Origin of the sequence: Flagellimonas sp., assembly GCF_965601775.1 — a bacterium.
Classification (GTDB): domain Bacteria; phylum Bacteroidota; class Bacteroidia; order Flavobacteriales; family Flavobacteriaceae; genus Flagellimonas.
Map to the genome: position 1 here is coordinate 3,197,352 of NZ_OZ271837.1, position 11,195 is coordinate 3,208,546.

General features: G+C 44.5%; 14 protein-coding genes. 4 read left to right on the top strand and 10 right to left on the bottom strand.

Annotation, left to right across the window (positions count from 1 at the left end):
- Positions 1–10: 10 nt before the first annotated feature.
- The 7 genes from ACSLUF_RS14800 to ACSLUF_RS14830 form a co-directional block, all read right to left on the bottom strand.
- On the bottom strand, positions 11–829 hold the full coding sequence (locus ACSLUF_RS14800; protein WP_431129829.1) for a helix-turn-helix domain-containing protein: 819 nt from the start codon (positions 827–829) through the stop codon (positions 11–13).
- Between the two features lie 492 nt (positions 830–1,321).
- Positions 1,322–1,525, bottom strand: coding sequence for a hypothetical protein (locus ACSLUF_RS14805; protein WP_431129832.1), 204 nt, complete (start codon positions 1,523–1,525; stop codon positions 1,322–1,324).
- Positions 1,526–1,537: 12 nt separating this feature from the next.
- On the bottom strand, positions 1,538–2,581 hold the full coding sequence (locus tag ACSLUF_RS14810) for a relaxase/mobilization nuclease domain-containing protein (RefSeq protein WP_431129835.1): 1,044 nt from the start codon (positions 2,579–2,581) through the stop codon (positions 1,538–1,540).
- Positions 2,562–2,918 (bottom strand): plasmid mobilization relaxosome protein MobC, encoded by a 357-nt coding sequence (mobC, locus tag ACSLUF_RS14815; protein WP_431129838.1) that lies wholly within the window; start codon positions 2,916–2,918, stop codon positions 2,562–2,564. The genes ACSLUF_RS14810 and mobC overlap by 20 nt, the downstream gene beginning before the upstream one ends.
- A gap of 171 nt (positions 2,919–3,089) precedes the next feature.
- Complete coding sequence (locus ACSLUF_RS14820; RefSeq protein WP_431129841.1) at positions 3,090–3,575, bottom strand: hypothetical protein; 486 nt, start codon at positions 3,573–3,575, stop codon at positions 3,090–3,092.
- The gene (locus ACSLUF_RS14825; RefSeq protein ID WP_431129844.1) at positions 3,572–4,360 is read right to left on the bottom strand and encodes a hypothetical protein; all 789 of its coding nucleotides are present in this window, start codon (positions 4,358–4,360) and stop codon (positions 3,572–3,574) included. The genes ACSLUF_RS14820 and ACSLUF_RS14825 overlap by 4 nt, the downstream gene beginning before the upstream one ends.
- Before the next feature lie 111 nt (positions 4,361–4,471).
- Complete coding sequence (locus tag ACSLUF_RS14830; protein ID WP_431129846.1) at positions 4,472–4,756, bottom strand: hypothetical protein; 285 nt, start codon at positions 4,754–4,756, stop codon at positions 4,472–4,474.
- A 126-nt stretch (positions 4,757–4,882) separates the two neighbouring features.
- Here ACSLUF_RS14830 and ACSLUF_RS14835 point away from each other — a divergent pair, with 126 nt between their 5' ends.
- Positions 4,883–5,113, top strand: a complete 231-nt coding sequence (locus tag ACSLUF_RS14835) for a helix-turn-helix domain-containing protein (protein WP_431129849.1) — start codon at positions 4,883–4,885, stop codon at positions 5,111–5,113.
- Positions 5,114–5,398: 285 nt separating this feature from the next.
- On the opposite strand, the gene ACSLUF_RS14840 is transcribed toward ACSLUF_RS14835, so the two are convergent.
- The 3 genes from ACSLUF_RS14840 to ACSLUF_RS14850 all read right to left on the bottom strand — a co-directional run bounded on the left by ACSLUF_RS14840 (position 5,399) and on the right by ACSLUF_RS14850 (position 7,542).
- Positions 5,399–5,845 (bottom strand): JAB domain-containing protein, encoded by a 447-nt coding sequence (locus tag ACSLUF_RS14840; protein WP_431129852.1) that lies wholly within the window; start codon positions 5,843–5,845, stop codon positions 5,399–5,401.
- A 246-nt stretch (positions 5,846–6,091) separates the two neighbouring features.
- Positions 6,092–6,331: a hypothetical protein gene (locus ACSLUF_RS14845; protein WP_431129855.1), complete on the bottom strand. Its 240-nt coding sequence runs from the start codon at positions 6,329–6,331 to the stop codon at positions 6,092–6,094.
- Positions 6,332–6,732: 401 nt separating this feature from the next.
- Positions 6,733–7,542 (bottom strand): M23 family metallopeptidase, encoded by an 810-nt coding sequence (locus ACSLUF_RS14850; RefSeq protein WP_435623462.1) that lies wholly within the window; start codon positions 7,540–7,542, stop codon positions 6,733–6,735.
- A 104-nt stretch (positions 7,543–7,646) separates the two neighbouring features.
- Here ACSLUF_RS14850 and ACSLUF_RS14855 point away from each other — a divergent pair, with 104 nt between their 5' ends.
- The 3 genes from ACSLUF_RS14855 to ACSLUF_RS14865 all read left to right on the top strand — a co-directional run bounded on the left by ACSLUF_RS14855 (position 7,647) and on the right by ACSLUF_RS14865 (position 11,187).
- Positions 7,647–8,858: a hypothetical protein gene (locus ACSLUF_RS14855; RefSeq protein ID WP_435623463.1), complete on the top strand. Its 1,212-nt coding sequence runs from the start codon at positions 7,647–7,649 to the stop codon at positions 8,856–8,858.
- Between the two features lie 112 nt (positions 8,859–8,970).
- A complete protein-coding gene (locus tag ACSLUF_RS14860; protein ID WP_431129864.1) occupies positions 8,971–9,786 on the top strand; it encodes a hypothetical protein in 816 nt (271 codons plus the stop codon).
- Between the two features lie 66 nt (positions 9,787–9,852).
- Positions 9,853–11,187 (top strand): hypothetical protein, encoded by a 1,335-nt coding sequence (locus ACSLUF_RS14865; RefSeq protein ID WP_435623464.1) that lies wholly within the window; start codon positions 9,853–9,855, stop codon positions 11,185–11,187.
- The last annotated feature ends 8 nt before the right edge of the window (positions 11,188–11,195 follow it).

Here is an 11,195-nt window from a genome sequence, read left to right on the forward strand (position 1 = left end):
GGCCTTTTGCTTAAAGTTTAATGTAATCCTTGGGTAGATAACCGGTCATAGACTTAAAAGTTCTTGTAAAATGGCTTTGATCTGAAAACCCACATATATAGGATATTTCGGTAAGTGAGCAGTTGGAAGAATGTAGAATGTCAATTGAGCGAGTAACCTTTAGTTTTCTAGTATATTCTCCCAGGGTAGATTGAAAATATCTTTTAAAATGTTTTGAAATTGTTGTAGGGTGAATATTTACATTCTCCGCTAGTTCTTTAAGAGAGAGATTCTCATTCCATCGGTCATTTAAAATATCCCTAACTGATTTCATCCAGGAGGGAATTTGTGTGTCATTATTTGAACTAAGGCTATTTCCCATGAACGAAAGGAATAGCATTTCCGCAGTACTTTTGGATTGAGCATCGTTTACATGTGCTTCCTTCATTAGTTTAATGAATGTAAAAATAGCATCATAACTCTTTTTAACAGCTAACTCGACTTGTTCTTCGGTATATTCATATTTCTTCAAAAAATCGTATTCGAATTCTATGCTCACATGCCTTGCAGGAAACCGGTTGTAAATATTTCTATGCTGTTCATGAGCGCTATAGTAGTTTGTGCAGCCGGTTGTTCTTTCAATCATTTTTCCTCTGCGAACCTCAGTATTGTTACCGTGAAGTACAAAGCTTATCATGGGTTTTTCATGCGAATGCAAATTCCCGGTTTCTACAGGAGTTTCATATTTAGTGATACCAATCAAAAAATCACCAAAATTTGATGTAGAAAAGCATGGTGCCAGATAATGGCCTTTTTTTAAAAAAATAGTATCGGTATTTGTCTGATCCAAAATTTTTGAACTATTAATACTCGTTTGTACAAGATTAAGTTGTTTAAATACACAATATAGAAAAGATAAAACAAAAGAAAAATCGCTTATTGATTCCCAGTATTGGTGGAAGTATTATGATATTCAAAAAGAACTAAAGACCAATAGAATCCAGTAAAATATTGAAAGTCTATTTTATGAATGTAGAAAAGAATTAATGTGAACATTGATACTGATAAACTAGACCTATTCCATCATAGATTTGCGGATTGCATATTAAGTTTGTTTTAGTTTTTCCATAGAATTGTCAGTTGTTTAAACCTTACACAGAAAACATCGGAGTTCTTTAAACTGGTCTTTTCATGAGACAAATTCGCCTGACTTTTACTTTTTAAACTATCAAGTTCAATTCTTGGTCTTTTTATGTTGTATCACAAATTGACCTTTTATGGAACACATCAAAAGCTGTGGATGAATATATAATTCGGGTTCTTGGCAGTATACTATCAATACTTATTGCGGGTAAATTATACCCATGGAAACCATCACTTTTATCCAATGTGTTTTTTGCTGTTCCCTTTCTGACATAGGTTTGGGTTGTGGTACACCACCCATTCCGTCCCTTTCCCTTTTCTTTCGGACAAGGATGGCTTCCAACTCCTCTATAGAGAGGGTTTCTACCACGGCATCGAGTATTTTGTTGTTCGCCAAATCCACACCTACAGATTCTTAAATCCTTCTCCTCCTTCGTTTTCTTTTTCGCTTGTACCTATCCTGTTCTTGAAGTTCCAGCCTGAAAGCATTCCAAGGATTGTCATCGACCAATGGCTTTACCCATCCCATTGTTTTATTCTTTCCCACATGGTACTCTGATTTCTCATGAGCATTTTCAGGCCGCTGAGCATTTCCCTTTGGAGTTCCAACAGTTCTTTTCGGTCCAGGTCCGATTTCTCCAAAAGTTCCCGCATTTCGTTGACTTGGTCGGCTATTTTCGAGAATAATTGAACGGTCTCTATCTTGTTCATAATCCAGATGTTTGATGATATTGTTCCATGAATACTGTCTGCCCAGGGTGCTACCTTTATAAACCACTCCTTCGTGGTCAAAAGATATCCCTGTGACCTTTCCTGTGGTCAAGCTCGCATTGAACATGGGATACACTTTCTTTTTCTTGAGCTCCTCTATAAACCCAACAACGTTGTTCGATCGGAGCAGTGCGCCGTCTATCCGTTGTTGCAGTACCAGTTTTATGGGTGCTTGTCCCGTGCGAATCGCCTTTTCGATTTCGTTTTGGGTGATGCCCGCTTTCTTTTTCAGTTCGGACCTTTCCAACGTGGAAAGTCCATATTTGGTCTCCAGCTTTCGCACCAGTTTTTCGCTTCGCTGATAGTCTCTGCTGTCGGAGACCACCTTGCCCGAATACTTTACCCTATTGGCAATGATGTGGATATGCTCATGCTGGGTGTCCGTATGGCGGTACACGATGTACTGATTGTTGTCAAAGCCCATTCCTTTGAGGTAATCAAAGGCCAGTGCCGTGAATTCCCTATCGCCCAGATTATCCCCTATCGGAAGGCTGAGCGATACGTGATAGACCGCTTTTCCAAGGCGAGGGCGTAGCTGTCGCACTATATTGAACTCCCTGGTCATATTGACCACGGTATCATGGGTAATATTGGTGTCCAGCATGCATCCTTGGTCATTTTCCACCTTCTTTTCGTTGTAGGCCAAAAGCCCATAGAAATCCTTTCCCTTAATCTGCTTTGCTATCATCGTTCAGGATTTTTGATTTTAGATCCTCCAATAGGCGTTTGAGTTCCTCCAATTGCCTGTCCAGGTGTACCAGATTCCGCATGCCTAGATGGGCCTGTTTGGTAAGTTGGTTGATGTTGTTCCCGATACGGGAGAGCTCCACGAAAACCTTTCGGTCGATGGGCGAATACCGCATCCTTGTGAGCACTGAACCGGATATCTTTTTTCGGATAAATTGGGGAATGGTGATGCCCAATGCCTCGGCATTGCTGGCCAGTTCAAGGTAACCGTCCACATTGAGCCTAAAACTTACGATTATAGCCTTTAACGATTTTACATCCTTTTTGGGTCGTGCCATTTTTAGGGGTTTGGGGAGGATCCCCGACAAGCCTTGCGAACAGGGTGAGCAGTTTTTGTTTACAAAAACATGGCTTGCTTCGTGACCTCCGATTTCTTATGGCAAACCTAGGGCAGTGTCGGATTTATTATGGGCAGTAGCGTACACGGGTTGCTGTACGCTACCCAGGGATCAGCATTGCAGAACATCCCTGTAGGTTACTTCCAACGATAGTGCCGCTTCTTTAATTTCAAAATACAATTGGGAATAGGTGACCAGGTGGGCGAGCGTTTGCCTGTATTTTGCCTTTCTGAGACCATCGTTCTCATAATGGCGGCAAGGGTCTTTTGGATGGACCTCGTTTGGCGTGGTAAAGGAATTCATGGCACGATGGGAAAACTCAAATCGTTGGGAAGCTTTTCTATGGATGCTCTCAAGGGTAAGACTTTTTGGATATTCCTTGACATCATAATAGCCTTCTTCAAGAATTACGATAAAGGCCCGTCTTCTGGATAATTTCGGTTTTTTTCGGGAGTGGTCCAATTCCTTTTGGGCATCCACCAAGAGTTGCTGCGCCAATTTTATCTGCTCGGAGGTATAGGTATTTCCTTGTATGAGGGTCTCCCCTCCCATATCCCTTTTTTTAAGGTAGCGCAACAAGGCCCCGACCTCGCTCATGGTTTTGGCCCTTTCTTATCCCTTCCCTTTGAAAGACCATTTTCGATGGTTTTCTTTAAAACCGTCGCCAATTGCTCCTTCCGAAGATGAAGCCCGACCAAATTGGATTGCACGATATCCCCGGCAAGCATGTAATCCATTAAGGTGGAATCCTGTTCCAATACGTTGGTCTTGCAAAGCAATATTAGAAAGCCTTTTTCATGGTTGTCCAATCCCGCGCCAAAGGTCGTTAGCCCTTTTTCTACATTAACCAAATAATCATCCATTGGGATATTGTACCAAGCTATTCGGCTCCGCTCAGCCTCCCAATCCAAGTCAATTAACAACTCCTTAGCCATATGGTCCAGCGCATAGCGGCCATATTCCCATTTTCGGTAAGAGACCGAGGGGTCGATAAGTTGCATTTCCACAAAGTCCATGAGCTGTTCATTGGACAGAAGGTCCCGGAGATCATGTTCCATCTCAAGAAATTTCTGAAATTGTGATTTTGCCCCCTTGTGCAGATTGTTCAATAAATGTCCACAGAAAGATTGGGGAATATCGAACATACCATTGGTGTTGTACTTTATGGATTCCATAAAAGTTGGCCTTTTTTCCCCACGTACCTCATCATAATGGAGGCCATAGGTAAACAACACTTTTATAAGTGCAATGAGCTGCGCTTCCGACAGTCTTACTGGGACGTTGTCAGGGGAAGAACCGCCCTTTTCCCAAAATACCTCCCTAAAGGACAGTTTATCCACAGGTTCCGATAAATCCAAAACGGTATGGATGGTTTGTGACATAGCGTAAATTTAGGCAAAAGAAGGGTTTCTTACCGATTTTCGGGATTTACTTGGTCCATTCGGCGGCATAGTTTTCGGGTATCCCACTATCCTAAATAAAGGCATACGCCTTCAGTCATTAGAAGTTTTTGGAGCGGATTTCCTCGAAAAGTTCCTTTTGACCTTTTGGCACAAGTTCAGGTGCAGCAAAAGATGCGTATTCTCATCGATACGTATAGGCCCTATCCAATCTTCCAAATGTTCCTTTTCCAATTTTTCGACATTGGTTCCATCCAAAACCCGATATACCATGAAGTCATCACAGTCGGCCTCCATAAGTCGTTCCCGGGACATTTTGAGTAGTGCAGTAGCCTCCTCACCCCCATAAAACAGATGGGTATGTTTTTTCTTGTTCATATTTTAGGTCAGCACACGATGGTAGGAAAATTCGTAACAATTCAATGAATTAAAGGTAGTCAATAGTTTGGAATTCACGCCCTGTAGAGCGTTATTTTTTAAAGGTGATTTTTTGATATTGGCCCTATGGGGAAACAGGACGACCAAGACAGATATAAGGCCATCGGAAAAAGAATCAAGGAATTACGGCTGAAAGCGGGTTATTCCAGTTTGGAAACCTTTGCCAATGAGCATGACCTGAGCAGGCGAAATTACTGGCGTCTTGAGAGTGGGGGCAATTTCAAGATGTCAACTCTCTTTCGTATTCTGGAAATCCACAAAATCCCACTAGAAGCCTTCTTCAAGGGCCTCATGTAATTCTGCCTAGTGTCCGATACCCATCAGTTCACATGGTATGGACCACCTCCCCGGTGAAATTTTCAAACCCCCAGAAATTGGCCATTGCTATTTAATACTGTCCAGCAGCCTATTTGGCGACAGAAGAGGGAGCAATGAGCAAAAGGTCTGTGGTATAATTTGGTATCATGAATCCGGGTACAGGGAATTTACATAACGGTTCTTTTTTGATTTTGCCGCTCATTTGGTTTCTCGCCCTGTGCGCCCCCTATTTAAGAATACATTGACTGGACCAATGGGGTAGCATTAAATCACTCCATCATCTGCAAAGCTATAGTAGGAACCATCAGGGCCCAGTATGATATGATCCAGCACCTGAATATCAAAAAGTTTGGAGGCGTTCTGTATCTTTTTGGTGATGCTCTTGTCGTTGGCACTTGGCTTTAGGGTGCCACTGGGATGATTATGGCAAAGTAGGATTCCCACGGTAAGGCTCTTGAGGATAACCGCAAAAAGGATGCGCAAATCGACCATAGTTCCCGTTATCCCCCCTTTGGAAATCTCATACATGCCCTTGACCCTGTTGCCATTGTTGAGCAGTACCACCTTAAAGGATTCCTGCAGTCCTATCGTGCCCTTGTCCCAATGCTCGTACAGGACCTCAGCCGCATCGGCTGATGAGCCTATTTTTTTCCAGAGGGACGCTGGAATCTCGTGCCGATAACTCACCTCTATTTCATTGATGGTCCCCATAGTGCAAAATACAATTTATTTGTCTGTTTTTCAATTACTTAACTTACCTCAAGATACGATCACACCTCTTTAAAAACCAGTAAAATCCCCGCTATTCCCACCTTCCACTTCTTTCTCCCCCATCCACAAAAAGGCACCCTTCAGGGTGCAACTCAAGGCATGGGTAAAACCAATGTGATAGGGCGGTTTCACGCCCTATCGCATTACCAAGGAACACGGACAGGGATTTCCGCACCTCCAAAGGTCTCAGGCAATCGGCCATGGCCATTTGCTCGCCAGATAATAGCCCCAAATGGACAGTTCCATGGCAGCGAACAGCCATAGCAGATCCTTGATAAAGGGAACGGCCAATAGCAGGAACAGGATGAGCAATAGGGGAAGCCGTAAAAAGCGTTTCAGTCGGAATACGCCTTTTACGGTCAACAAGACAAAGAAAGCAAAGGCCAAAAAGGGCAATTTTTCATAAAGGGTCTCTAGAGGTAACATCGATTTTTGTTTTAGGGTTTGTCCTTTTAATTGTTTTGTTGATCAGTTGGGCACAGCACGGGAAAATGGTGAACTTTTGGACGCCCTTCACACGCGGGCACTTAATACAAGTTTTTATGGATTTTCTGTTTTCGGTTATACCTTCAATTTACCCTAAAGCATAGATAAAACACAGTTTTTCAATAGTTTACATCACCTCTTGCTTCATTTACCCCTATCCAAAAATATGCGCCCCTATGGGGCGCTGCGTTACCGATTGCAGCGATAGCTCTTCACGGTGCCCTCCTGGGGGTCACCGTGGGGACTTTAAGCGGAAAGCGGGCCCGAACGCCCAAAATATACAATGAAAGTACTTTTGATATTGAATGGAACTGTCAGATAAGGATAGTATGACGACCCCTTCAGTTCGATTGGCTCAAACGCCTGTAGACATCATATTTGATGTTAAAGGAAGGTGCTGGATCCAATCGATTACCGTCCTTGATGGTCTCATAGTGCAGGTGTGGTCCGGTCGAAAGGCCGGAGTTTCCGACCGTGCCGATATATTCATGAGGGGGAACTTTTTCCCCTATGGTGACGGCCACTTGGTCCATATGGCCGTATAGTGTCACAAACCCATGGGCATGTGTAACGATAACATGAAGCCCATGCCCATTTGGGTCGTTTCCGATATGGGTGACGGTCCCTGCCGCTGTACAATAAATTGGGGTTCCCTTGGTTGCGGCGAAATCCACTCCAAAATGGTGTTTCGTAATTTGATGAATGGGGTGGAACCGTTGCCCGTAAGGACTTGATACTACAAAGCTTTCCTTGTACAGGGGAACACAGGAAGGCACACTGTCCAAAATGAACGGTCGCATGGCAAAAAAACGCAGTAACTTCTCCATTTGGCCGAAGTCCGTAATCTCCGATAGCTTTAGGGCCATTCCCTTAAAGAGCATATCACCGGTGAGCGTTTGCCTATTTTCCATGGAAAGGGTCGATGGCCTTTCCATGGTTCCTTGCGGGGGAAAGGAATCGTCCGTCCAAAAGAAACGCAGCCCCCAGCACAGGAAAAACAGTGCAATAAAGGCCCAATAGTATCCATTATTTGGGGTAAAGTGGGATGCATCCTTGGAGTCTATCTGTTGCTGCACTCTGTCAAATCCATAGTTGACCCTCCAATTTTTGGAGAGGAATCTAAACTTCGATTTGAGGTTTCGGCGCCACATGCTCAGAAGAATTCTTGCTTTGGGTTTGTCATTTCCAAAATTTAATTATATTTGTAGTGTTATTTGCAAATATAATCGATTTTTACACATATAAAAATATATTTATGAACAACAAATGGCGAAAATGGGACGACCTTCTGGACCTGAACGCCCTTTTTAAGTATTCCGGTTTTGAGCCATCTCGCAAGGAAAGCGGGTTCCATAGCTACAAGATGGGAAAGGACCATGCCATAGTCATCCAAACTGAGGAGGGGCAACGCTATTATAAGACCAGCAGACCTGAGCACAAACTGGCAGCGTTTGACCTTGTGCTGGAACAGCTCTCCAAAACGGAGGGCTCCACAAAACTGGGGCTCTGGTCAAAAATCGATGCTTTTTATACAAAGCTGGAGGAAAAGGGCCTATTTCTTTTGGAACAGGAAAAAAACGACGTCCTAGAAACTAAGAAGAAAACGTATAACCATTTTGAGGGGATGACAGCGACCCATTCCCTACTCCCCTATGAAGTAGTCAATGATGACGAAGGCCAGTTCGCGGGAAAAGTGTTCGCCGATACCAAGGGGAGGCTGGTTTTTCCGTTCTACAATCTTGCCAATACCCTGACCGGTTATGTCGTTGCGGATGGAAATGGACATTCCCTATTGGGGGAAAGTGATATATCGGCCTCGGTCTGGTTCAGTAACGTCCCGAAGTCGATAGAACATTTGGTGGTGCTTAGAAGTCCCATGGAAGCCCTGGCCTTCCATGGCCGTTTCCAGTTGCGCAATGCGGTCTACCTTGCTTTTTTGGACATCAACTACGATACCGCAAAGATTTTGGTACGCATCCACAAGACCACCAAATTGAGCAAGATGGCCCTCAGTCTTACGGGAAGGTCCAAAATTGAGGGCTATATCCATGATCTTATGCTGATGTCCTTTCTGAACGATTCCAAATTTTTGGTGCGGGTGGGCAAGGATCATTTGGGCATCCGTTTCGCCCCGGAAACCGATAAGGCCCTCACCAATCTGTTCAAAGAGATAAAGAAATTCAACAATTCACTGGCCCAAGAATATCTGGGCTTCAATAAGATGCCGGACCAATCCCTATTGAACCAGCACAGCATCGTACTCACACGGGAAAAGGACATGATTTTATGCCGTCTGCCCTTTGATGTAAACGCGCTCCGCTATTTTTTGTGGAGCTATTACAGAAACTATATGGGCAAAACCATAGAAATCATTAAACCCGTGGATGTAAACTGGGCCAAGGAGTTGGAACGGAGCGGTATATACAGTGGAGAAAGGGCAATGGAGGCCTTTCGTATGGCCGTATAAAAAAAGGGGCGCTCCCGCCCCTTTTATCCTTAATTCCGGATATGAAAATGGAAAGACATATCCAGATGGTAAAGTTAAACAAATTCGTATTAATCCTTAATTCAATTATAAAATGGAAAGACAGATCGCAGAAAAGGTTTTCGTCAAAGTGAACCAAAAGTGGCAAAAGGGAACGGTCATCTCCGAAAAGGACAGTACCGTTTCCATCAAGACCAACGAGGGACAGGTTTTTGACCTTCCCCGCAACAGTAGATGGTTGGAAACCCTGAAATCACCGGCACAACGGTATGCATATGGTGATGTCAAGGAGCAATTGGAGGGACAGTACATCAGTTTTGAAAAACTGCCCGAAAACATCCAGGACAACCTTGTGCAAGGAAGGGAGTACATGCACGAATCCACCTACATTTCCGAAGGGCAGTTAAAGGACAGTTCGAAAATGATCCAAATGGTGTATGACCGCGACCAAGGCTCCCGTCTTGATGTGCAGTACAAAAGGAACGAGCCGGTGACCTTGGAAAAGGCCGTTGCCTATAACCATACCTTCACTGCCAAGGAATTTGAGCGAATGGTCGAGAAAAAAGAATTCATTGTGTTCCAGGGCAGTACCAACGATGGGGAAATCTTTCAGAAATTGGCCTATTATGAACCAAGACTCCAGGATATACGGACCAAACCTGCCCTCACATCCAACACGTATATCTATGGGGAGAAATTGACCTTGGAACAGGCCAATGCCCTGAATAGCGGAAAGGAAGTGGAAATCGAGATAAAGAGCAAGGCCAACGGCAAAAAGCCCTATCTGGTCAGCTGGTCGCCCAGAAAGGAGACCTTTATCACCAAGAACATCGATATGGCCAAGGCCATGAAAATGGAAGTGGTCACCGATGAAAAAAAAAAGACACCCAGTAGAGGGGTAAAACTTTGAACGGGGAACTACCCATAAGGGCCGTCCGCACCGGACGGCCTTTTTTATCAACAGAATCGTATTTCAATGAAAAGTTATTCGGAAGATCCGGGCCATTACAAGGCCCTCATATCCAAGATCAACACGGAAATCGATTTTCCAGGGTATTTGGGGGCCATGGGATATCGCTTGATAAAACGCAGCGCTGGTTCTTCGGAGTTTGAAAAGGACGGGGATCGCATTGTGCTGCAGACCAAACGAATCCCGGTCACCTATTTCAATCGCTCGGATTCGTTGGACAAGGGCCGATTCTTCACCTTTCTCAAGCGGAGATCGGACAATTTCTATGAGGCGGTACGGCAGGGATTGGATAGTATAGAGAGGTCCTATGAAATCGTAGGACCTACGGCCGTAAAAAAAAGGCCTGCCCCAACACAATCCCTTGAGGAAAAGTACCATATCGGTCCCTTGAGCCGATGGGATTATCTGATAAAGGAACGAAGCCTTGACCAGGCGACCTTTCAATCCGAAGCCTTTAAGGGACGTATTTTCAATGCCTTCCATGTCAATGACAACAAGGGGCGTATTGCCAATATTGCCGTACCGAAATACGGTGTTGATGGAATTGTCAAGAACTATACGCTGTACAACCGGCCCTATACGGACAGGCGGGACGGTAAGACCAAAAAATTCCGACTGTTCCTCAACGAACGCTACCAATATCTTTTTGTCAGCAATCCGGATATCAAGGCCCAGAAAATTGTGTGCTTTGAAAGTGCCTTTGACGCCTTGGCCTACCACGAGCTGCACAAGAGGCCCAACTGCTTTTACATCTCGCTCTCAGGACATATCGATGACCGAAAGTTGGACCAACTCTTTCAATGGAAAGCATTGGTCGACCCCCATGACAATCTGCCCCTCCACCTGGGGTTTGATTCTGATATGGAGGGCATGCGATATGATTTGAGGCTTTTGTCCGCTTGGATGAACCGGAAATCCAAGGATGTTTTCATGGAGGTGGTCTGGAAACGCCCCGTCGCGGAAATCCGGCTGAACTACCGCTCAGGGCAACACGGGCAGATGGAAAGGGACAGTGAACGGCTCAATGCCCGGATAGCCGAGAGGTTCCAGGGTCATCCGCAGGGTATGAAAAAGGCCCTTTGCTTTAAGGACAAGGTGATTTGGGAAATGGACCTACAGAGGATTTTGGATATGGGCGACAACACCTTGATATCCCGTGCCTATTGGAAAACGGCGGTGCATGCCTTAAGCGGGCTTTGCACGGGCAACAAAATCCATATGGCAAAACCAAAGATGGGAAAGGATTGGAACGATGAGCTGATCCTGGTAAAAAAAAAGTGCGTTCGTTGGCCCAGGGAAAAATCAAAAAGGTGGAGCAAGGTATTGCAAGAGAACAAATAACACGAAAA